Annotated in this window: 24 protein-coding genes; 10 read left to right on the forward strand and 14 right to left on the reverse strand. The window is 59.2% G+C overall.

Annotation, left to right across the window (positions count from 1 at the left end):
- Positions 1 to 36 precede the first annotated feature (36 nt).
- The 4 genes from mmsB to GOX63_RS01905 form a co-directional block, all read right to left on the reverse strand.
- Positions 37 to 909 carry a 3-hydroxyisobutyrate dehydrogenase gene (gene mmsB / locus GOX63_RS01890; RefSeq protein WP_170324790.1) on the reverse strand — a complete coding sequence of 291 codons (873 nt, stop codon included), beginning with the start codon at positions 907 to 909 and terminating at the stop codon, positions 37 to 39.
- Positions 910 to 912: 3 nt separating this feature from the next.
- On the reverse strand, positions 913 to 1,953 hold the full coding sequence (locus tag GOX63_RS01895; protein WP_170324791.1) for an enoyl-CoA hydratase/isomerase family protein: 1,041 nt from the start codon (positions 1,951 to 1,953) through the stop codon (positions 913 to 915).
- A gap of 7 nt (positions 1,954 to 1,960) precedes the next feature.
- Entirely contained in the window at positions 1,961 to 3,103 is a 1,143-nt protein-coding gene (locus tag GOX63_RS01900; protein WP_170324792.1) for an acyl-CoA dehydrogenase family protein, read from the reverse strand.
- 105 nt (positions 3,104 to 3,208) lie between these two features.
- Positions 3,209 to 4,324: a carboxylate-amine ligase gene (locus GOX63_RS01905; protein WP_170324793.1), complete on the reverse strand. Its 1,116-nt coding sequence runs from the start codon at positions 4,322 to 4,324 to the stop codon at positions 3,209 to 3,211.
- 132 nt (positions 4,325 to 4,456) lie between these two features.
- On the opposite strand from GOX63_RS01905, the gene GOX63_RS01910 reads away from it, so the two are divergent.
- Both GOX63_RS01910 and GOX63_RS01915 read left to right on the forward strand, forming a co-directional pair.
- Positions 4,457 to 5,308: a class I SAM-dependent methyltransferase gene (locus GOX63_RS01910; RefSeq protein ID WP_170324794.1), complete on the forward strand. Its 852-nt coding sequence runs from the start codon at positions 4,457 to 4,459 to the stop codon at positions 5,306 to 5,308.
- A 60-nt stretch (positions 5,309 to 5,368) separates the two neighbouring features.
- Positions 5,369 to 5,845 carry a fasciclin domain-containing protein gene (locus GOX63_RS01915; RefSeq protein ID WP_170324795.1) on the forward strand — a complete coding sequence of 159 codons (477 nt, stop codon included), beginning with the start codon at positions 5,369 to 5,371 and terminating at the stop codon, positions 5,843 to 5,845.
- 62 nt (positions 5,846 to 5,907) lie between these two features.
- Here the strand turns inward: GOX63_RS01915 and GOX63_RS01920 are convergent, their stop codons facing one another.
- Positions 5,908 to 6,492 (reverse strand): L,D-transpeptidase, encoded by a 585-nt coding sequence (locus GOX63_RS01920; RefSeq protein WP_170325516.1) that lies wholly within the window; start codon positions 6,490 to 6,492, stop codon positions 5,908 to 5,910.
- A gap of 197 nt (positions 6,493 to 6,689) precedes the next feature.
- Complete coding sequence (locus GOX63_RS01925; protein ID WP_170324796.1) at positions 6,690 to 8,189, reverse strand: CoA-acylating methylmalonate-semialdehyde dehydrogenase; 1,500 nt, start codon at positions 8,187 to 8,189, stop codon at positions 6,690 to 6,692.
- Between the two features lie 103 nt (positions 8,190 to 8,292).
- Between GOX63_RS01925 and GOX63_RS01930 the strand changes: the two genes are divergently transcribed.
- The 3 genes from GOX63_RS01930 to coaD all read left to right on the forward strand — a co-directional run bounded on the left by GOX63_RS01930 (position 8,293) and on the right by coaD (position 10,269).
- Positions 8,293 to 9,195 (forward strand): LysR family transcriptional regulator, encoded by a 903-nt coding sequence (locus GOX63_RS01930; protein ID WP_170324797.1) that lies wholly within the window; start codon positions 8,293 to 8,295, stop codon positions 9,193 to 9,195.
- 59 nt (positions 9,196 to 9,254) lie between these two features.
- Positions 9,255 to 9,692: a CBS domain-containing protein gene (locus GOX63_RS01935; RefSeq protein ID WP_170324798.1), complete on the forward strand. Its 438-nt coding sequence runs from the start codon at positions 9,255 to 9,257 to the stop codon at positions 9,690 to 9,692.
- Positions 9,693 to 9,777: 85 nt separating this feature from the next.
- The gene (coaD, locus tag GOX63_RS01940) at positions 9,778 to 10,269 is read left to right on the forward strand and encodes a pantetheine-phosphate adenylyltransferase (protein WP_170324799.1); all 492 of its coding nucleotides are present in this window, start codon (positions 9,778 to 9,780) and stop codon (positions 10,267 to 10,269) included.
- On the opposite strand, the gene gap (GOX63_RS01945) is transcribed toward coaD, so the two are convergent.
- The 3 genes from gap (GOX63_RS01945) to gap (GOX63_RS01955) form a co-directional block, all read right to left on the reverse strand.
- Positions 10,261 to 11,265 (reverse strand): type I glyceraldehyde-3-phosphate dehydrogenase, encoded by a 1,005-nt coding sequence (gene gap, locus GOX63_RS01945; protein WP_170324800.1) that lies wholly within the window; start codon positions 11,263 to 11,265, stop codon positions 10,261 to 10,263. The genes coaD and gap (GOX63_RS01945) overlap by 9 nt on opposite strands.
- Before the next feature lie 81 nt (positions 11,266 to 11,346).
- Positions 11,347 to 11,490 carry a hypothetical protein gene (locus tag GOX63_RS01950; protein ID WP_170324801.1) on the reverse strand — a complete coding sequence of 48 codons (144 nt, stop codon included), beginning with the start codon at positions 11,488 to 11,490 and terminating at the stop codon, positions 11,347 to 11,349.
- A gap of 71 nt (positions 11,491 to 11,561) precedes the next feature.
- On the reverse strand, positions 11,562 to 12,563 hold the full coding sequence (gap, locus tag GOX63_RS01955; protein WP_170324802.1) for a type I glyceraldehyde-3-phosphate dehydrogenase: 1,002 nt from the start codon (positions 12,561 to 12,563) through the stop codon (positions 11,562 to 11,564).
- Positions 12,564 to 12,745: 182 nt separating this feature from the next.
- On the opposite strand from gap (GOX63_RS01955), the gene GOX63_RS01960 reads away from it, so the two are divergent.
- Positions 12,746 to 13,705, forward strand: coding sequence for a DUF808 domain-containing protein (locus GOX63_RS01960; RefSeq protein ID WP_170324803.1), 960 nt, complete (start codon positions 12,746 to 12,748; stop codon positions 13,703 to 13,705).
- Position 13,706: 1 nt separating this feature from the next.
- Positions 13,707 to 14,120, forward strand: a complete 414-nt coding sequence (locus GOX63_RS01965; RefSeq protein ID WP_170324804.1) for a hypothetical protein — start codon at positions 13,707 to 13,709, stop codon at positions 14,118 to 14,120.
- Positions 14,121 to 14,165: 45 nt separating this feature from the next.
- On the opposite strand, the gene tkt is transcribed toward GOX63_RS01965, so the two are convergent.
- Positions 14,166 to 16,190: a transketolase gene (gene tkt, locus GOX63_RS01970; RefSeq protein ID WP_170324805.1), complete on the reverse strand. Its 2,025-nt coding sequence runs from the start codon at positions 16,188 to 16,190 to the stop codon at positions 14,166 to 14,168.
- A 234-nt stretch (positions 16,191 to 16,424) separates the two neighbouring features.
- Here tkt and GOX63_RS01975 point away from each other — a divergent pair, with 234 nt between their 5' ends.
- From GOX63_RS01975 to GOX63_RS01985, 3 genes are read left to right on the forward strand one after another with little or no spacing between them, the layout of a single operon-like run.
- Positions 16,425 to 17,222, forward strand: a complete 798-nt coding sequence (locus GOX63_RS01975; RefSeq protein ID WP_170324806.1) for a hypothetical protein — start codon at positions 16,425 to 16,427, stop codon at positions 17,220 to 17,222.
- Positions 17,222 to 17,617 carry a cell division protein ZapA gene (locus tag GOX63_RS01980; RefSeq protein ID WP_170324807.1) on the forward strand — a complete coding sequence of 132 codons (396 nt, stop codon included), beginning with the start codon at positions 17,222 to 17,224 and terminating at the stop codon, positions 17,615 to 17,617. Before GOX63_RS01975 ends, GOX63_RS01980 begins: the two co-directional genes overlap by 1 nt.
- Positions 17,614 to 17,967, forward strand: a complete 354-nt coding sequence (locus tag GOX63_RS01985; protein ID WP_170544658.1) for an MliC family protein — start codon at positions 17,614 to 17,616, stop codon at positions 17,965 to 17,967. The genes GOX63_RS01980 and GOX63_RS01985 overlap by 4 nt, the downstream gene beginning before the upstream one ends.
- Here the strand turns inward: GOX63_RS01985 and grxD are convergent, their stop codons facing one another.
- From grxD to purL, 4 genes are all read right to left on the reverse strand, one after another.
- Positions 17,968 to 18,330, reverse strand: a complete 363-nt coding sequence (gene grxD / locus GOX63_RS01990; RefSeq protein ID WP_170324809.1) for a Grx4 family monothiol glutaredoxin — start codon at positions 18,328 to 18,330, stop codon at positions 17,968 to 17,970.
- On the reverse strand, positions 18,317 to 18,598 hold the full coding sequence (locus tag GOX63_RS01995) for a hypothetical protein (protein ID WP_170324810.1): 282 nt from the start codon (positions 18,596 to 18,598) through the stop codon (positions 18,317 to 18,319). Before GOX63_RS01995 ends, grxD begins: the two co-directional genes overlap by 14 nt.
- A gap of 192 nt (positions 18,599 to 18,790) precedes the next feature.
- The gene (locus GOX63_RS02000; RefSeq protein WP_170324811.1) at positions 18,791 to 19,027 is read right to left on the reverse strand and encodes a BolA/IbaG family iron-sulfur metabolism protein; all 237 of its coding nucleotides are present in this window, start codon (positions 19,025 to 19,027) and stop codon (positions 18,791 to 18,793) included.
- 136 nt (positions 19,028 to 19,163) lie between these two features.
- Positions 19,164 to 21,323 (reverse strand): phosphoribosylformylglycinamidine synthase subunit PurL, encoded by a 2,160-nt coding sequence (gene purL, locus GOX63_RS02005; RefSeq protein ID WP_170324812.1) that lies wholly within the window; start codon positions 21,321 to 21,323, stop codon positions 19,164 to 19,166.
- Between the last annotated feature and the right edge of the window lie 124 nt (positions 21,324 to 21,447).

Here is a 21,447-nt window from a genome sequence, read left to right on the forward strand (position 1 = left end):
ACCCCATGGGCAGGAAGCTGCCCATGGGGTGCGCTTTTAGCTTCGTCCGCGTTTTTCGAACCGCGGCAGCATGGCCGAGAAGTCCATACCCAGCCCATCCTCAGTCTCGACGAATTTCTCATAAAGTGCGGTTGCTACCTGTCCCATCGGCGTGTCGGCATCCGCGCTTTCAGCTGCCTGCTGGCTGAGCCGCAAGTCCTTCAACATCAATTCGGCGGCAAAGCCGGGCTGGTACTCGTTATCCGCCGGGCTGGTCGGGCCAACACCGGGAGCAGGGCAATAGGCGTTCATCGTCCAGCTATAGCCCGACGAGGTGCTGACCACGTCGAACATCTTTTGCCGGTCCAGCCCAAGTTTGTCGGCCAGCGCAAAAGCCTCGCAGGTGGCGATCATGGTGACGCCCAGGATCATGTTGTTGCAGATTTTCGCGGCCTGACCAGCGCCGGATTCTCCGCAATGCACGGCTTTCTGGCCCATGATTTCGAACAGGGGTTCGGCCTTGGCAAAAGCGTCGTCGCTGCCGCCGGCCATGAAGGTCAGCGTGCCAGCCGCCGCGCCGCCGATCCCGCCTGATACAGGAGCATCAACCGCGAGGATACCGGACTCTTTTGCCTGATCCGCGACGGCGCGGGCGCTGTTGACATCGACGGTCGAGCAGTCAATCCATACAGATCCAGACTGCATCGCTGGGATGATCTCATTCGCGACCGCGCGCAGAATCTGACCGTTCGGAAGCATCGTGACAACGATATCGGCACCGGCGGCGGCATCGGCACCCGAACCAGCCATGGTGACGCCTGCAACATCGACATCGGCCATGTCGAACCCCGTGACTTCATGCCCGGCCTTTGCCAGGTTAGCAGCCATTGGATTGCCCATGTTGCCCAGTCCGATAAACCCGATTTTCATCTCTTATGTCTCCTCAAAAGTCAGCATATCTGCGCCCAGAGGCTGCAGCATCTTGGACACCGCGACCGCAGGTACGGTCTGATCGGCAAACTGCCAGCGGGGTGAGCGGTCCTTATCGATGATCTGGGCCCGGATGCCTTCCAGAAAATCCCCATGCTCCATCGCGCGGAAGGTATAGCGGTATTCCAGTTCCAGCGCCTTGCGTTGGGTCAGGCTGGGGGTGCGCAACCGGTGCAGCATCTCAACCGTGCACGCCACGGAAAGCGGAGAATTGCGGTCCATGAGTTTGCGTGCGTCCGCCGCCATATCGTGTTTGGAGTGGGCCAGGGTGTTCAGGATGTCCCCGAGGCTCTCTCCGTCAAAACAGGCGTCGATCTCAGCCTGCCGGTGCTCCAGTTCGCTGGTTGGTGGCTCCGCCGCGTGTTTCTGCAGCATTTCGGTGTCGCCAGATGCCTCGAGCATCTCGATCAGATCAGACCAATCGGCGAGGGGGATATAGTGATCGGCGAAACCTGCATAAATGGCGTCTGCTGGCCCCATGCGGTGGCCGGTGGTGCCCAGATATTCGCCCAACCGACCGGGGGCCAGCGCCAGCATCAGCGTGCTGCCGACATCCGGCACCAACCCGATGGAGCACTCCGGCAGGGCAATTCTCGAGCTTTCGCTAACGATGCGGTGACTGCCATGGCATCCGATGCCGACGCCGCCACCCATTGTGAAGCCTTGCAGGAAACTGACAACTGGTTTGGGGTATTCAAAAATCAGCGCGTTCAGACGATATTCGTCCCGCCAAAAGGTGCGACCGTAATCGTAATCACCTTTAATGCCGGTTGCGTAGAGGTCGGCAATGTCCCCGCCGGCGCAAAAGGCCTTGTCGCCCTCGGCATCCAGAATGACCAGATCCACGGCGTCATCTTCGCGCCAGTTGCGCAGCGCTGTGTCGATAGCCATGCACATGTCATACGTCAGCGCGTTCAGTGCCTTTGGGCGGGTCAGGGTGATGCGCCCGGCGCGGCCAGTGATACGGATGTCGATGTCAGGCATGGGCCCCTCAGCGGTCTGCAAGCATTTGTCGGGCAACGATTACCCGCATGATTTCGTTTGTGCCTTCCAGAATCTGATGCACGCGGAGATCGCGGACCAGTTTCTCGATTCCATAATCCGCAAGGTACCCGTAGCCACCATGCAGTTGCAGACATTGGTCCACAACCTTGGACCCGGTCTCGGTCACAAATTTCTTGGCCATGGCGCAGAACTTGGTCGCATCGGGCGCGCCTTGGTCCAGCTTCCACGCCGCCTGCCGCAGGAAAGTGCGGGCGGCCTGTAGTTCGATCTCCATATCGGCCAGCCGGAATTGCAGCGCCTGAAACTGGTCGATCGATTGGCCAAATGCCTTGCGTTCCGACATGTATTGCAAGGTCATGTTCAGCCCGGTCTGCGCGGCCCCCAGCGAACAGGAGGCGATGTTCAACCGCCCGCCGTCCAGACCCTTCATCGCGTATTTGAAGCCATCGCCCTCGGTGCCCACAAGGTTACCTGCCGGGATTTTGCAATCATCGAACTGCACCTGCGCCGTGGGTTGGCTTTTCCACCCCATCTTCTGTTCCAGCGCGCCAAAGCTGAGGCCGGGCGTGCCGTCCTCGACATAGACGGTCGAGATGCCCTTGGGGCCGTCCTGACCGGTGCGCACCATGCAGACATAGGCGTCGGAATAGCCGCCGCCCGAGATAAAGGCCTTGGTGCCGTTCAGCGTGTAGCCTTCATTGGTGCGGTCCGCGCGGGTTTTCAGCGCGGCGGCGTCCGAGCCTGATCCGGGTTCGGTCAGGCAATAGCTGAGCACGGTGTTCAGGCTTAGCACGTCGGGCATGATGCGGGATTTCAAGTCGTCGCTGGCGAAACTATCCAGCATCTTGGCGCACATGTTGTGAATCGACAGGAACGCCGCGACCGAGGGACAGGCCATCGAAAGTGCCTCGAACACCAGCGTTGCGTCCAGACGGGTCAGGCCAGACCCGCCGCTGTCTTCCGAGACATATAGCCCGCCGAATCCCAGCTCTCCGATCTGAGGCCAGAGGTCTTTGGGAATGGTTCCATCTGCCTCCCATTGGCGGGCGTTTGGTGCGATGTTGTCCTGCCCGAAATCATAGGCCATATCGAAGATCGCGGTCTGCTCTTCTGTCAGTGCAAAATCCAAGGCTTGCCTCCCACGCTGCCGAATGAATTGAACGAGTGTTTATTTCTGAATTCTTACAGAAATTTTGCACGCTCTGCAATGACCGGCATGGGGCATTTCGGGATATCAAAGGTCGAGGTGGAATTCTTCGATCAGATGCCGGACCACGGCCTTGCCGGGATCTTCGCCCTTTGCCGCGGCCTCGGCATAGGCGCGGCGCTGTCGAGTGGCCGAGGTGCCGGTTTGCGCGATCTGCTGCAGACGGGCAAGTTCCGTCATGGTGCCCAGCGCCTCGGCGTCTTCGGCCAGCAGGCCCATCAGTTCGCCCATCAGTTCCGGCATCGGTTTGATCGAGCGATCGCCGAAGTCGATCAGCCCTTCGCCGACGCCATACCTTTGCGCACGCCAGCGGTTTTCACCGATCAAGAACTGGTCGTAATGCCGCCAACGCAGGTTCCGGTCTTTCAGGCGGCACAACATGCGCGTCAGGGCCTGGACCAGAGCTGCCAGCGACAGCGTATGTTCCAGCCGCGGTTGCACGTCCATGATCCGGGTTTCCAGCGTCGGGAACCGGTGTGACGGGCGCAGGTCCCACCAGATCTTTGTCGTGTCCTCGATCACGCCGAGTTCAACCAGAATGCCGGTCGTGCGTTCGTAGTCGGCCCAGCTTGCCAGAACCGGAGGCAGCCCTGTGCGCGGCAGGTTGTCAAAGACGGTCAGGCGGTAAGAGGACAGCCCGGTATCCTCTCCGTTCCAATAGGGCGAGGAGGTCGAGAGCGCCAGCAGGTGCGGCAGGAAATACGACAACTGCGGCATCAGATCGGCGCGCAGGGCAGGGTCCTCGACCCCGACATGCACGTGCATCCCGCAGATCAGCATACGTCGCGCGACCCCGCCCAGCGCGTGTTGCAGCGCGTCATAGCGATCCTTGCGGGTGTGGTGCTGTTTCTTCCAGTCGGCAAACGGATGGCAGGATACCGCAATCGGTGCGAGATTGTATTCGGCAGCGCGCTCGGCCACGCAAGAGCGCAGGCGTTTCAGATCCTCGCGGGCGGACTTGACGGTTGTGTGGGGCCGGGTGCCGACCTCAATCTGGCATTGCAGGAATTCGGGGCTGACCTGTCCTTCGAAGTCCGTCTGGCAGGCCTCCATCAGGGCGGCGGGCGCTTCGGCAAGCTCAAGGCTGTCGCGATCGACCAACAGATATTCTTCTTCGATGCCCAGCGTGTATTCTTGCTGCATGGCGGACCTCGTATAACTATTCCAACCAGTGAATACGGAAATTCCTGTTTTGCCAAGCGTTTGACGCACCCCTTCTTGCAGAGGCCCCGCAAGCAGCGGTAAGGAACAGGCAACAGGAAAGTGGAGCCGCCCGTGAAACCCAGAAAATTCCCCAAGATCAACGAGGCCCTGGATGAGTTGGGGGTAAAGCTGATCGACAAGGCCGCTGAAAACGACGAGCGCGCCCGGCTTGAGGCGTTCGAGCGGGCAGGCGGGCTAACCCGCCCGGCCTATGCCTTGTCACCGGGGATGGATGGTTTCGATATCGGCCAATTGGTCGCCGAGTATGGCGAACATGCCGAGGCGTTGGAGGCCCTGAAAGACCCGGCACGCAATCAGACCGGTTATCGGATCGGCAATGGCTACTATGACAGCCCCGATGCCGATGCGCTGTATCTGATGATCCGGCGGTTCCAGCCTAAGCGAGTGATTGAGGTCGGCTGTGGCAACTCGACCCGCGTGACCCGTCAGGCGATCATCGACGGTGGGCTGGACACGCAGATCACAGCGATTGACCCGTATCCCCGTGCAGATATCGCGCATGTTGTGGACCACTTCGAACAAAAACGGCTTGAGGAGGTTGACCCGGCGCTGTTCGACCAGCTTGAGGCGGGCGATGTTCTGTTCATCGACTCCAGCCATGTGGTTCGGATGAGCAACGACGTGGCGCATCTGTTCTGCCGCATCATTCCGGCGCTGAAACCGGGCGTGGTGATCCATGTCCACGATGTTTTTCTGCCCTACGAATACCCCAAGCGGTTCTTCTACGACTGCCCGGGTTGGGGTGAGCAGTACATGCTGCACACCTTGCTGCAATCTGGTGCCTTTTCAATGCTTTGGCCCGGGTATTACCTGCAACAGGACCGCCCGGATGCGGTCGAAGCCTTGCCGTTTCTGAAGGATGGACGCGCGCAGAGCATATGGGTGCAGATTAAAGAAAAGTGATCCGGGCTGGCTGAGCCGCCGTAGTCCTTTCCATAACAAGCTGGAGAGGAGACAACAGCCATGTTTCGCCGCACATTCATGGGCGCCGCCGCCGCACTTGCACTTGCCCTGCCTGTAAAAGCGCAGGCCGCTGACATCGTGGACACCGCCGTATCGGCCGGATCGTTCAACACTCTGGTCGCCGCGGTCCAGGCCGCAGGACTGGTCGATACGTTGAAAGGGGACGGACCGTTCACAGTGTTCGCGCCGACCGATGAAGCCTTTGCCGCGTTGCCAGAAGGAACGGTGGAAACGCTGTTGCTACCGGAGAACAAGGAACAGCTGGTTGAAATCCTGACCTATCACGTGGTGCCGGCCAAGGTGATGTCGGGTGACATCGCAGGAAAGCGTGCCAAGGTTCTGACTGTACAGGGGGATCGTCTGAGCGTGAATGCTAAGAACGGTGTTAAGGTCAACGATGCTGAGGTCATCCAAGCCGATATCGAAGCGAGCAACGGCGTTATTCACGTTGTTGATACGGTGATCCTGCCGGAATAACGAAGGTACGCTAAGCCCCTGACAAGAAAAAGCCCCGGTCCTGATGGCCGGGGCTTTGTGTGTCAGACCAGTCGGACCTGAGTTCCAATCTGGACCAGAGGATACAATTCCTCGACATGCTGGTTGTAGAGGCCGATGCAGCCGGATGAGCTTTGTCGACCGATCTTGCGCGTGTCGTGGGTGCCGTGCACCAGATAGGCAGGCCAATCCAGATACATCGCGCGTGTGCCCAGTGGGTTGCCGGGGTCACCGCCCTCCATCCGAACAGGCAGAGAGGGATCGCGTTCGCGCATCGAGGCGGTTGGAGTCCAGCTCGGGAATTCGGTTTTGCGGACGATCTTGGTATAGCCGCGTTTGGTCAGTTCCTCACTCATCGGAACAGAACTAGGGTACAATTTGTATGTCCCGTCCGGGCTCCAATAATGGACCGCGCGGCTGGTGATGTCGGCCAGCAGGCAGCCAACGCCCAGTTCGTCGAAATGATCCTGCCAATTCTGTTGCGAGAACGAAGACACATTGCGGCGGACCGGCAGTTGCGTGCTGATCGCTTCCTCACTGGTCGGGAACGCATCGCTGCTTTGCGCACGCACGATGGCGGGCGTCGCCAGAAGAGACGCTGCGCCCAACAATGCAGAGCGGCGAGTCATACGGGGATTTGACAAAATGGCCTCCGGTTCAGGAACTGCTCGAGCAATAATCTGCCGTAAAATATTGACCATCGTCCCGTTTTTCTAGGGTGTGCAAGCTGAATTTATCGTGAGAACGAATGTTTTGGCGGCGCTTTGCCGAAAAAAACCCGGCCTGGGAAAGGCCGGGTTTGGGAGTTTCGGAGTTCAGCAGTGGTTTAGTCCATTGCCTTGAAGTTGAACTCGCCACCTTCCTTGATGCCCGAGGGCCAGCGCGCGGTGACGGTCTTGGTGCGGGTGTAGAACTTGAAGCTGTCGGGACCATGCTGGTTGAGGTCGCCGAACATGGACTTCTTCCAACCGCCAAAGGTGTGGTAGGCTAGCGGAACCGGGATCGGAACGTTGATGCCGACCATGCCGATATTGATCCGGCTGGCAAAGTCGCGCGCAGTGTCACCGTCACGGGTGAAGATCGCGGTACCGTTGCCGTATTCGTGATCCATCGCCAGACCAATCGCTTCTTCATACGAACCTGCGCGGACGGTCGACAGAACAGGGCCAAAGATTTCCTGCTTGTAGATGTCCATGTCGGGCGTGACGTTGTCGAACAGGTGCGGGCCGACAAAGAAGCCATCCTCATAGCCCTGCAGGCTGAAGTCGCGGTTGTCGACAACCAGCTTGGCGCCTTGCTCAACGCCCGAGTTGATCAGGCCGAGGATACGCTCTTTCGCGGCGGCAGTCACAACAGGGCCCATGTCCACGTCGTCACCTGCGGTGTAGGGGCCGACTTTCAGCTTTTCAACGCGCGGGATCAGCTTCTCGATCAGGCGATCCGCAGTTTCTTCGCCGACAGGTACAGCGACCGAGATCGCCATGCAGCGCTCGCCAGCCGCGCCGAAACCTGCACCGACCAGCGCGTCAGCCGCCTGATCCAGATCGGCGTCGGGCATGACGATCATGTGGTTCTTGGCACCGCCGAAGCACTGCGCGCGTTTACCGTTGGCGGTTGCGCGGCTGTAGATGTACTGCGCGATCGGGGTCGAACCCACAAAGCTGACGCCCTGAATGATCTCGCTGTCGAGGATGGTGTCCACGGCCTCTTTGTCGCCGTTCACAACCTGGAACACGCCCTTGGGCAGACCGGCCTCGACGAACAGTTCGGCCAACATCAGCGGCACCGAGGGGTCACGCTCGGACGGTTTCAGAACCACGGCGTTACCGCAGGCCAGAGCCGGACCGACGTGCCACAGTGGCATCATCGCGGGGAAGTTGAACGGCATGATCGAACCGACCACTCCCAGCGGCTGGCGCATCGAGTACATGTCGATACCGGGGCCAGCGCTGTCGGTGAATTCACCTTTCAGCATCTGCGGTGCACCGATGCAGTATTCGATCACTTCCAGACCACGCTGCAGGTCACCCTTGGCGTCTGGGATGGTTTTGCCGTGCTCGCGGCTCAATGCCTCGGCCAGCTTATCCATGTCGCGGTTCATCAGGCCGACCATGGCCATCATTACACGCGCGCGCTTCTGCGGGTTGGTTGCGCCCCATGCAGGTTGCGCGGCAGCGGCGGCCTCGATGGCGGCGGTGGTTTCTGCGGCGCTGGCCATCGGGCAGCGATACTGAACTTCGCCGGTGGCCGGGTTGAACACGTCGTCAAAGCGGCCGGATGTTCCGGGGCTCATTTCGCCGTTGAGGAAGTGGGTCAGGTCTTGCATCGAAAACTCCTCCGATAGATTTGTGCGCACAATAGGCTTGCAGAAATCGCGCGAACAGAGGCAATGTCTCAAAAGAGCTTTGCAAAAATGCAAAAGGTGACACATGAATCCGAACTGGGATGACATGCGGGTTTTTCTGGCTGTCGCGCGTGAGGAAAGCCTGTCTTCGGCCGGGCGAATACTCAAGATTGACCCCGCCACGGTCGGACGGCGGATTGCCCGGCTTGAGGCAACATTGGATGCGACCCTGTTCACGAAGTCCCAGCAGGGTTACCTGCTGACCGCGGCGGGGGAGCGCCTGTTGGATCACGGCCTGCAGGCCGAAGAGGCGATGCGTGCAGCGGCGGGGGCGGTGGTGGGCTCGACCAAGTCTCTAAGCGGTCAGATCCGGATCGGGGCGCCTGATGGCAGCGCGAATTACTTGCTTCCGCAGGTCTGCGCGAAAATCAGCGATGCCAACCCCGACCTGGATATCCAGATTCTGGCCTTGCCGCGGATCATCAACCTGTCCCGGCGCGAGGCGGATATGGCCATAACGGTAAGCGCGCCAACCGCGGGAAAGCTGCTGGTCAAACGTATCAGCGACTACAAGCTGCATATGGTGGCGACGCAGGATTATCTGGATGGCCACGATTCCATACAGTCGGTTAACGATCTGAAGGGGCATCGGTTGATTGGTTATATTCCGGACATGATTTTCGACCGAGAGCTTGATTACCTTAACGATATCGGTGTTGACCGTGTCGCGCTTGCATCGAACTCCGTCTCGGTTCAACTGCGTCAGGTGACACTTGGTACCGGTGTGTGTGTGGCCCATGACTTTACGTTGCCGTTCCACCGGAACCTGCGGAAAATCCTGACGGATCAAGTAAGTTTGACCCGCAGTTTCTATCTTGTTCGGCACCAGGGTGACCAGCGCAACGAACGGTTGAACCGCTTTGCCGACGCCCTGACACAGGGCATCCGTGACGAAGTTGCGCGGCTTGAAGCCGATGCCGACGCTTGACAGGTCGACCCAATCGCGCAACGCTTTGGAATAAGATTATTATTTCGGAGGTGTTCTTCATGCTCGTACAGGCCATTCTGAAATCCAAGGCAACAGAAGGCGTGGTGACGATCGAGCCTTCGGCGACGGTCTCAGAAGCTTCGAAGATACTGGCGGATAAACGCATCGGTACTGTTGTCGTGTCCGAAGACGGCGGGCAGACGGCGTCCGGCATCCTGTCCGAACGGGATATCGTACGCGAACTTGCGGCAAGCGGCAGCGGATGCCTGAACCAGCCGGTCAGCGCGTACATGACACAAGAGTTGATTACCACAACGCGGCAAGCAACCGTTCAGGACATCATGGCCCGGATGACCGAAGGCCGCTTTCGTCACATGCCCGTGGTTGAGGATGGCAAGCTGATTGGAATTGTGACGCTTGGCGATGTGGTCAAGGCGCAGTTGTCGGAACTGGCGATGGAAAAAGATGCGCTGCAAGGCATGATTATGGGCCACTGACGGCCCAGACTTCCGAACTGATCGCTTGCACCTGCATCAAGTTTATGTTTGCTTGCGCAGAAATATTGTTGCGCAGGAGGGCGCGATGCGGGTCGGATTATATCCCGGAACCTTTGATCCTATCACGTTGGGTCATATCGACATTATTCGCCGCGCCGCAGCGTTGGTGGATAGATTGGTCATCGGCGTTGCCATCAACCGCGACAAGGGACCGATGTTTAATCTGGAAGAGCGCGTTGCCATGATCGAAGCGGAATGCGCGCATCTGTCCGATCAGACCGGGACCGAGATTGTTGCCCATCCGTTCGAAAACCTGTTGATCGATTGCGCCCGCGATGTGGGGGCGCAGATCATCGTGCGAGGACTGCGGGCTGTCGCGGATTTCGAGTATGAATTCCAAATGGTTGGCATGAACCGTGCGCTGGACAACTCAATCGAGACCGTGTTCCTGATGGCCGAGGCCCGGCATCAGGCCATCGCATCGAAACTGGTGAAAGAGATCGCGCGGCTGAACGGGGACGTGTCGAAATTCGTCACGCCCCGGGTCAATGACGCTCTGCGCGAAAAGTTAGGCTAGGGCGCCCATCGCGGCGGCTGTGTCCAGCATCCGGTTCGAGAAACCCCATTCGTTGTCGTACCAAGCCAGCACGCGCACCAGCGTGCCGTCAGTGACTTTGGTTTCCGCCAGCGACACGGTCGAACTGTGGGCGTCGTGGTTGAAGTCCATCGATACCAGCGGACGGCTTTCGGCAGCCAGAACGCCGGGGATTTTGGCAGCAGCGTCAACGAACAGCGCGTTGACCTCTTCTTCGGTGGTGGGGCGCGAGACCTCGACCACCAAATCCACCACCGACACGTTCGGCGTGGGGACGCGGATCGCCTGACCGGTCAGTTTTCCCGCCAGTTGTGGCAGAACCAACCCCACAGCCGCAGCGGCCCCGGTTGTGGTCGGAATCATTGACAGGGCCGCAGCGCGCGACAGGTAAGGGTCCTTGCCCGCAGTATCGTGAACCGGCTGGCTGGCGGTATAGGCGTGAACGGTGGTCATGTTGCCGTGTACGATACCCAATCCCGCGTCCAGTGCGGCCGCAACCGGGGACAGGCAGTTGGTGGTGCAGGAGGCGTTTGAAACTACGGTGTCTTCGGCGGTCAGTTCGTTGTCATTGACGCCAAACACAACCGTTTTGACTGCACCATCGCCGCGCGCAGGCGCCGAGATCAACACCTTCTTCGAGCCGTTTCTCAGGTGCCGTTCAGCGGCCTCGCGCGTACGGAACACGCCGGTGCATTCCAGAACCACGTCAACATCCGACCAGTTCAGAGCCTCTGGGTCGCGTTCACTGGTCAGACGGATCGGGCCGGCGCCAACATCCAGGCCTTCTTCGGTCAGTGAAACCTTGTTGGGATAGCGGCCATGCACGCTGTCGAATTCGAACAGATGCGCGTTCATTTCCGGCTTGGCCAAGTCATTGATGGCAACGATTTCCACGTCGGTGCGCCCGGTCTCCATCACCGCGCGTAAAACGCCGCGTCCGATCCGCCCGAATCCGTTGATTGCCAGCTTGAGTGTCATTTTCTGCTCCGTCCGAGTATCGGCTAAATATGGTTAGCGCTAACATCTCCAGATAAGCGGAAATGTCAAGCAAAACCTCAGTCAGCGCCAGATGGCGACCCAATCCAGAAAGGCGTAGAGTTTTTTTCCCAGGAAGATCAAATGCTCGGGACCATAGACTGCATAGTCGACAATGATCGCACCAAGGATCATGAGGCCGAGCCAGATAGCGATTTGATTGGTCATTGCGGCCCCAAACGAAAATGCCCGCCCAGATAACCTGAGCGGGCAAAAAGGTTCAAGATTTCGAACCGGTCTTAGTTAAGGTGACCCATGGCAACGGCCACGTCTGCCATGCGGACCGAGAAGCCCCATTCGTTGTCGTACCAAGCCAGAACGCGAACCAGACGGCCATCAACAACACGGGTTTGATCCGGTGCGAAGATCGAGCTTTCCTCGGTGTGGTTGAAGTCGGTCGAGACCAGCGGAGCGGGCTCATAGCCCAGAACGCGCTGCATCGGGCCTTGTGCGGCTTCGCGCACGATCTCGTTAACCTCTTCGACGGTCACTTCGCGCGAGGCGCGGAAGGTCAGGTCAACAGCCGAGACGTTCGGAGTGGGAACGCGGATGGCGGAACCATCCAGGCGGCCTTTCAGGTTCGGCAGAACCTCACCCAAAGCCTTGGCGGCACCGGTCGAAGTCGGGATCATCGACATCGCCGCAGCGCGGGCGCGGTACAGGTCGCTGTGACGGCGGTCCAGCGTCGGCTGATCACCGGTATAAGCGTGGATCGTGGTCATGATTCCGTTTTCGATGCCGACACCTTCGTCCAGTACCTTGGCAAGCGGAGCAAGGCAGTTGGTTGTGCAGGAGCCGTTCGAAACCATGTTGTCGTTTGCGGTCAGAGTGTTGTGGTTCACCCCGAACACGATGGTCTTGTCGACATTCTTGCCCGGAGCGGACAGCAGAACCTTGCTGGCGCCCCGCTCAAGGTGAGTCTTGGCTTTCAGACCGTCGTTGAATTTACCGGTGCATTCCAGTACGACGTCGCAGCCTTCCCAGTCCAGCTCGTTCATGTCGTAGGTCGAGAACATCTCCATCGGGCCGCGGCCCAGATCCATGGTGTTGCCATTGATCGCGATGTCGCGGGGGAAACGGCCATGTACGCTGTCGTATTTCAGCAAATGCGCGGTTGTCTCCAGCGGGCCGGTCGCGTTGACCTTGATCACTTCGATGTCGTTACGGCCCGACGCGGCGATGTGCGACAGGGTGCAGCGGCCGATGCGGCCAAAACCATTGATACCGACCTTGATGGTCATGTGACGTCTCCAAAATGCGCTTGCTTTGCAGGCCATATAACGGCGATTACTGAATCTCAAAAGAGTAAAAGCGGCATATTTTTAAGGTGTTAGCGCAAACCTCGCGCGATTGCGCTAACGCTTGCGCTAGCTGTGGGATCGGGTAGGGTCCGGTTGCGGCAGGATACAGGAAAGGATGCGCGATGAGCGGTCTATTGGCCCTTTTGGATGATGTGGCGGGGATCGCCAAGGTCGCGGCGTCTTCGGTGGATGACGTGGTGGCAGCGGCGGGCAAGGCCGGGGCCAAGACGGCGGGTGTGATCATCGACGATGCGGCGGTTACTCCGAAATACGTTCAGGGTTTTGCGCCGGCGCGCGAGTTGCCGATCATCTGGCGAATTGCGCGGGGCTCGGTGTTCAACAAGATCGTGCTGCTGCTGCCGGTGGCTTTGTTGCTGGCCAATTTTGCGCCCTGGCTGATCACACCTCTGCTGATGTTGGGCGGGTCGTATTTATGTTTTGAGGGGGCCGAGAAGATATTCCACGTCCTTTTTCCGCATGGCAGCCATGCCATCGAAGAAGACATGAACGTGCGCGATCCCGGTCACCTGGAGGAGCAGAAGGTCAGGGGGGCTATCAAGACCGATTTCATCCTGTCGGCCGAGATCATGACCATTGCGCTGGCGGCCATTGAAGCTCCGAATCTGTGGATGCAGGCCGCGACGCTGGCGGTTGTAGGGATTGGTGTGACTGTGGCCGTTTATGGATCGGTCGCGCTGATTGTGAAGATGGACGACGTGGGCCTGTACCTGGCGCAGAACGCGCCGACGCCTGTGGGTCGCGGATTGGGGCGCGGTCTGGTCAAGGCGATGCCGGGCGTGTTGAAGACCCTGTCGGTAGTCGGGACTGCCGCGATGCTGTGGGTCGGCGGATCGATTGTCATTCACGGGATGGAAGTTCTGGGCTTTGGCTGGCTGGGCCATCACATCCACGACTGGGCCTATGCGATTGGGCATTCGGTTTCCGAACAGTGGGTGGGCGCTGTGGAATGGATTTCCAAAGCCGCGATGGACGGTGTGTTTGGTCTGGCCTGGGGGTTTGTTTTGATCCCGGTTGCAACCAAGGTCATCGGGCCGTTGTTCAACAGGAAAGCTGACCACTAAGATGCGGCATTTCCGCTTAGAAACCTTAGTAGATGGGCCTATCATCCGAGAAATCGGATCACGCGGGTCGTCTCAGAGCGGAGCATCTTCGCTTCTCTCTGCGCTGAGCATTGCCGCCGACGAAGTGCCGTTCGATGAAGAAGAACTCTACGGATTCTTACATTTTCGTATTGATACCGCACTCAAGGCGCAGAAGCGTAGTCATTGGTCGGGCGGAAGAATTTACAACACTCTGACCGGGCAATCGGCAACTTACGTTCCCCTTTCAGGTACACATCTTCGCCAAGCGTTGTCTTGTATCGGCTTGCAACCACCCAAGAAAGTGTTGGTGCAAGGACGGTATGAGTTGCGATTGGATTACGCTCTGAAAGCGTATGATGCGTTAAAGCTGAAGGTTGAAGCTAAAACCAAATGAAAAGGGCGGCCAAAGCCGCCCTTTGTTCTATTCGTTGTGATTGGCTTACAGGCCCAGCAGTTCCTTGACCTTGGCAACCGTTGCCTCGGCGGTGATGCCGAAATGCTTGTAAAGCTCACCTGCCGGAGCAGACGCGCCAAAGCTCGACATACCGATGAAACCGGCCTTGGCTTCGCGGCCGCGCTCGCCCAGCAGCCAGCGGTCCCAGCCGCCGGCACGGACGGCGGCCTCGATACCGACACGAACGGCACCCGCAGGCAGAACGCGCTTGCGATAGGCTTCGTCCTGCTCGGCGAACAATTCCATGCAGGGCATCGAGACGACGCGGGTACCAATGCCTTCAGCCTCGAGCATGGCCTTGGCTTCCATCGCCAGCGAAACTTCCGAACCGGTCGCAATCAGGATGGCCTGACGCTTGCCCTCGGCTTCGGCCAGTACATAAGCGCCTTGTGCAACAAGGTTCTTAGTCTTGTGATCTTTCCGCACTGTCGGCACGCCCTGACGGGTCAGCGACAGGACCGAGGGGCTGTCCTTGAAGGTCAGAGCCAGTTCCCAGGCCTCGGCGGTCTCAACCGTGTCGGCGGGGCGGAACACATAAGTGTTCGGCGTTGCGCGCGAGATGGCCAGATGCTCGACCGGCTGGTGGGTCGGGCCGTCTTCGCCCAGACCGATCGAGTCGTGGGTCATCACGAAGACCGACGGCACTTTCATCAGTGCGGCCAGACGCATGGACGGACGCGCATAGTCGGTGAAGGCCATGAACGTGCCGCCATAGGGGCGGATGCCACCATGCAGAGCCATGCCGTTCATCGCGGCGGCCATGCCGTGTTCACGGATACCGTAGTGGATGTAACGGCCCTTGCGGTTTTCTGGCAGGAACACGCCCATATCAGCTGATTTAGTGTTGTTCGAACCAGTCAGGTCGGCCGAGCCGCCAACGGTCTCGGTCATGATCGGGTTCACGACGTTCAGAACCTTTTCAGACGAGGCGCGGGTGGCCAGTTTCGGCTGATCTTCCGACATCTGCTTCTTGAACGCGCGAATGGCACCGGCCAATTTCTTCGGCGCTTCGAACGCGTAGGCGCGGTTGAACTCGGCTTGCTTGCGCTCGGACAGCTGCGCGAAACGTTCTTCCCATGCGGCGCGCTCGGCGGCACCGCGGGCACCGATGGCTTCCCATGCGGATTTCACGTTGGCCGGGACTTCGAACGCGTCGTGCGGCCAGCCATAGCCGTCTTTCGCAGCCTTCAGCTGCTCCTGATCCGTTAGTGCGCCGTGGCCTTTCGAGGTGTCCTGCGCGGCGTGACCCAGAGCGATGTGGCTTTCACAGGCGATCATGGTCGGCTTGTTCGAGTTTTTCGCCTGAACAATGGCCGCGTCGATCGCCTTGGGATCGTGGCCATCGATTTCGATCACATGCCAGCCCGAGGCCGCGAAACGGCGCACCTGATCGGTGCGGTCGGCCATATCAACAGTGCCGTCAATGGTGATGTTGTTGTTGTCCCAGAAGACGATCAGCTTGCTCAGCTCGTGACGACCGGCCAGCGTGATTGCCTCCTGGCTGACGCCTTCCATCAGGCAGCCGTCGCCCGCGATCACATAAGTATAGTGATCGACGACCTTCTTGCCATAGTGCGCGCGCTGAATTTCCTCGGCCATGGCAAAGCCGACAGCGTTCGAGATACCCTGACCCAGCGGACCGGTCGTGGTCTCGATCCCCTCAACCAGGAAATTCTCGGGGTGGCCTGCGGTTTTGGCGCCCAACTGGCGGAAGTTCTTGATCTCGTCCAGCGTGACGTCGCCATGACCCGTAAGATAGAGCAGCGAATAGATCAGCATCGAGCCATGACCCGCCGACAGAATGAACCGGTCGCGGTCCGGCCAGTTCGGGGCCGAGGCGTCAAATTTCAGGTGCTTTTCGAACAGCACGGTCGCGACATCGGCCATGCCCATCGGCATACCGGAATGGCCGGAATTGGCGGCGGCGACGGCGTCAAGGGTCAGGGTGCGGATGGCCGCAGCTTTGTCCCAGTGTTCGGGGTTTGCATTGCGCAGCGCAGTCAGGTCCACGGGCGTTGTTCCTTTGGATTACAGGCAGATGCGCGCTCAATACCATCCGCCCCCCAAAGTGCAAGCAGAACCGGGCGTTCCGACCGGGGTGTAGTTCAAGAAAGCAGCCCAAGTTGTTGAAAGCAAACAGTGGGTATTTTCCGCCGCGTTGGGTTAGACTAGAGCAAGAAGCGGAGTAAGTTGATTCGGACAATCCCGCGTTACAAGGAACCTTGGTAAAGAGGTGGCAGGGGCATGAGCCAGATCGAAGAACTACAGCGCCGTATCATTGCCGCAATGGATCGGATCGGAACCGGCGTCGAGACGCTGCGGGACGTGGCTCCGGCCAGCGGTGGCGCGGATGACGCCCTGCGCGCGGAATTGGATGACGAACGCGTTGCAAATGCACAATTGGAACAGCGTCTCAAAACACTGAAGGAACGCCACGAGCAGGAAGTCGACGCCATGCGCGCAGACATGGAAAGCCTGCGTACGGCGCCAGTGGAAGATCCCGAAAACGGAGCCTTGCGAGAGCAACTGGCCGCAGCGACTGCAAAGCTGGCCTCGGTCGAGGCTGCGCGTGCCGAGTTGGCAGCGGCCAAAGCGGCGCTGGAAAATCAGGATGAGCTAGAGGCTTTAAAAGCTGAAAACGCGCAACTGGCAGGCGCCGTCAGTAAGGCACAGGAGGTTGAGGCTGAAAATGCGCGCCTTCGGTCGGAACTGGCTGACAGCGAACGGGTGGCCGACTTGAGTGCCGAGTTGGACATGCTGCGGGCGGAACGCGCCAGCCACGGGGCGGCGATGTCGCGTCTGGATGACGATCTGCAGCGGATGCGAAAGGCGAATGAGCAATTGCGCCAATCGGTGGACGAATTGCGGGCGGCGGCTGAAGATGGACTTCCCGACGCGGATCTTCTTAATCGCGCCACTGTTGCCGAGCTAGAGGCGACGCGCGCCGCACAGGCAACCGATGCGGCTGAAGCACACGCGGTATTGGCCCGGTTGGAGCCGCTGCTGTCGCAGGCGAAACTGGCGGAAGGAGAGGTTGAGTAATGCCCGAAGTGACCATTCAAATCGGTGGGCGCGGCTTTGAAGTCTCGTGCCAGGAAGGTGAAGAGGCGTTTCTGCATTCTGCCGCCAAGATGCTGGATGACGAGGCGCAGGTCCTGTCCGATCAGATCGGTCGTATGCCGGAATCGCGGATGTTGCTGATGGCCGGTCTGATGCTTGCCGACAAGGCAGCCGGGACGGATGAAAAGATAAATGCGCTCCAGGCGAAACTGGTCGCCGTTGAAGAGGAGCTTTTCGCGCTCAGAAACATGCCGCAACCGGAGCCCGAACGGATCGAAGTGGCCGTGGTGCCGCCTTCGGTTACAGATACCCTGGCGGAATTGGCCGCGCGGGCAGAAGCCCTTGCATCCGTGATCGAAGAAAGGTCTTCCGAATGAACTCTGTCAGGACTCTGACTTTTGCCGCAATGATGACGCTGCCGGCCGGATTGGCTGTGGCTGAAATCGACATTCTGCCGGTGACATTTACCTGTGACAATGGGGTTCCGCTGGAGGTCGCCTATTTCAACGCGCCAGACGGGTCCAGTGCGGCGGCGATGGTGGTCGACAATCAACTGGTCACGCTGCGGCAGGCCCAAAGCGGGTCCGGCATCCGCTACGAGTCTGCCGGAGGGGTAGGGACTTACATCCTGCGTTCCAAAGGTTGGGACGCCACGGTTAGCTTTCTGGCGGCAGGTTCGGATGCCGCCAGCGAGCAAGTCGTTCTTCAGAATTGCAGCAGCCGCTGATCAGGCGTTTGCTTCGCGGATCTTGTCTGCGGCTTCCTTGTTGTAGCCGACACCGTTTTCGTCGAACAGCGTGTCCAGCTCACCCGACAGGGTCATCTCGGTGATGATGTCGCAACCGCCGACGAATTCGCCTTTGACAAAAAGCTGGGGAACGGTCGGCCAGTCGGAGTAATCCTTGATGCCCTGACGTACCTCTTCGTCGGCCAGAACGTTCACGTCGGTGTAGTCCACACCCATGTAATTCAGAACACCAGCCACGCGGGACGAGAACCCACACTGTGGCATTTCCTTGGTGCCCTTCATGTACAGCACCACGTCGTTGGCTTTGACGGTTTCGTCGATCTGGGTTTTAACGTCGCTCATCTTGCTTGTCCTTTTCACCCGCATCCGGGGCGGTCGTTTCATTCTGTGACGAGTCAGAGGTCCATCCTTCTTCCTCCAACCGTCGGTGTTCGGCCTGTGCCAGTGCCAGCGGATCCAGTCCGTATCTTTCGATGCCACCAACCTTGCTGATTTTGTCCGGGTCCGGGCGCATGTCGGCAAGGTTACGTTTTCTGTTCCGCTTCACATAGGCTTCGATCAGAGCGGCGGCAACTATCAAAGTTGCAAGTGTGCATATCCAAAATAGCATGCCGCTCATAATTGGCCTTTCAACCCAGGCGCCGTTCGTACTCGCGCCGTCTCATTTTCCTTGTGACACGCCAATATCTGGGCCCGTATTTTAGCAGTCTTGGTAGATCACAAAACAAGATCGCTAACGAGTAGACTATGTCAAAGACCAGAGAGGTTAGTCGTAGCAGAACCCATCCGATCGGTTCGTCCACTATTCAGGCGCTTTCGTCGTCAACGCTAGCGCGTGCAGGTCGCCATCCGGGCCGTCCATCTTGCCTTTCAGCGCCGCATAGACCGCGCGCTGTTGCTGGACACGGTTTTTCCCGCGAAAGCTTTCGTCCACGACCATAGCGGACATATGCACGCCGTCATGCCCGCCGACCTGAATTTCCGCATCCGGAAAGGCTTCGCGCAGCAGGTGTTCGATTTCGTGGGCGCTCATCGGCATGTAGGTAACTCCTGAAGGTCTTTCCCAAGATGTAGAGCGCCAAGGCGGGGCGCGCAAGGGTGTGAAAGGGGTCTGAAAACGACAAAACCTGCGCCCGTCGGGGACGCAGGTTTTGCAATCAAATCGTGATCATCGATCAGGCCACGGCCTCGGCAAAGCTGCTGCGGAAGGTGGCGGTCAGTTCCTCAAGCGCGGCCTCGGAGTTGCCGATGCGCACGCTGTCACCGGTAAAGCGGCCAACGGAAACCAAAGGAACACCGGCCTGACCAGCTGCGATCATCAGCGCCTCGGCCTGATCGAAGTTACAAGCGACCAGATAGCGGGCCTGATCTTCGCCGAACAGGAACTCGGTCGTAGCGTCGTCGAGGTGAACACCGACGCCAGCGGCCTCGGCCAGTTCGAAAGCCGCCAGCGCCAAACCACCATCGCCCAGATCGGTGCAAGCCTTGATCATCTCGCGGTTGGCGCGGATGAACTCACCGTTGCGTTTTTCGGCGTCCAAATCGACATGTGGCGCATCACCGTCTTCGCGGTTGAAGACCTCGGCCAGCAGAGCGGATTGGCCCAGATGGCCGTTGGTTTCACCGATGACCAGTGCGACGTGGCCCTCGCGGACTTCGTTACCAATGATCTCATCGGTATGAGACAGCAGGCCGACTGCGCCAATGGTCGGGGTCGGAAGGATCGCCTGACCATCGGTTTCGTTGTACAGCGAGACGTTGCCCGAAACGATCGGCATATCCAGCGCTGCGACCGCCTCACCAATACCCTGAATGGCACCGACGAACTGGCCCATTATCTCGGGCTTTTCGGGGTTGCCGAAGTTCAGGTTGTCGGTGGTCGCCAGCGGTTTCGCTCCCACAGCGGTCAGGTTGCGATAGGCTTCGGCCACCGCTTGCTTGCCGCCCTCGACCGGGTTGGCGCGCACATAGCGCGGGGTCACGTCGCTGGTGAAGGCCAGCGCTTTGTCAGTGCCGTGCACGCGGACCATGCCAGCCCCCAGACCCGGTGTGCGGGCGGTGTCGGCCATGACCATCGTGTCATATTGCTCGTAAACCCACTGCTTGCCCGCATAGTTGGGCGAGGCGAGCAGGGCGCGCAGACCATCAATCGGATCGATCTGAGGCACTTCGGACAGTTCTTCTGCCTCGGGTGTCGCCACCCACGGGCGGTCGTATTCCGGTGCGGTCGAAGACAGTTTCGACAGAACGAGGTCGGCTTTGACTTCGCCATTGTGAACGATCAGGAAACGGTCTTCTGCAATCGTTTCTCCGACGATAGCAAAGTCCAGGTCCCATTTTTCAAACACGGCACGCGCCTCGGCTTCAAGCTCGGGCTTGAGGACCATCAACATGCGTTCCTGAGATTCAGACAGCATCATCTCGTATGCGGTCATGTTCTCTTCGCGCTGGGGTACGTTTTCAAGGTCCAGACGCACGCCCAGACCACCCTTGTCGCCCATCTCAACGGCGGAACAGGTCAGGCCAGCAGCACCCATGTCTTGGATCGAGATCACGGCGCCGGTCTGCATCAGTTCGAGCGTCGCTTCCATCAGGCGCTTTTCGGTGAAGGGGTCGCCGACCTGAACGGTGGGGCGTTTTTCTTCGATCGTGTCGTCGAATTCGGCCGAGGCCATGGTCGCACCACCAACGCCATCACGGCCGGTTTTTGCGCCCAAGTAAACGACCGGCATCCCGACGCCCGAGGCCGCCGAGTAGAAAATCTTGTCACTGTCGGCCAGACCGGCGGCGAATGCGTTCACAAGACAGTTGCCATTATAGGCCGGGTGGAAGCGAACTTCGCCGCCAACGCAGGGAACGCCAAAGCAGTTGCCATAACCGCCAATGCCTTCGACCACGCCGTTGACCAGTTGGCGGGTCTTGTGGTGTCCGGGCTCACCGAACGACAGAGCATTCATCGAGGCAATCGGACGCGCACCCATGGTGAAGACATCGCGCAGGATGCCACCCACGCCGGTCGCCGCGCCCTGATAGGGTTCGATGTAGGACGGGTGGTTGTGGCTTTCCATCTTGAAGACCACGGCCTGACCGTCACCGATATCGACCACACCCGCGTTCTCACCCGGTCCGCAGATGACCTGAGGGCCCGAAGTGGGCAGGGTGCGCAGCCACTTCTTCGAGGATTTGTAGGAACAGTGCTCGTTCCACATGGCCGAAAAGATGCCCAGTTCGGTAAATGTCGGCTCACGCCCGATGATCTCGAGGATCATATCGTATTCGTCGGGCTTGAGCCCATGTGCGGCGATCAGATCGGGTGTGATTGCGGGCTCTTGCATCTTCTGTCCTGTGTCCAAGTGGGCCGAGATTGCGCGCCTTTTAGGGCAAGGGCGCGCCCGTGGAAAGGGTTAAGACCCGCAAGGCATAGTTTGACGCGGCCTAGGGGCAAAAAAAATGACCGCC

Origin of the sequence: Ruegeria arenilitoris, from assembly GCF_013031355.1 — a bacterium.
Lineage (GTDB): Bacteria > Pseudomonadota > Alphaproteobacteria > Rhodobacterales > Rhodobacteraceae > Ruegeria > Ruegeria arenilitoris_C.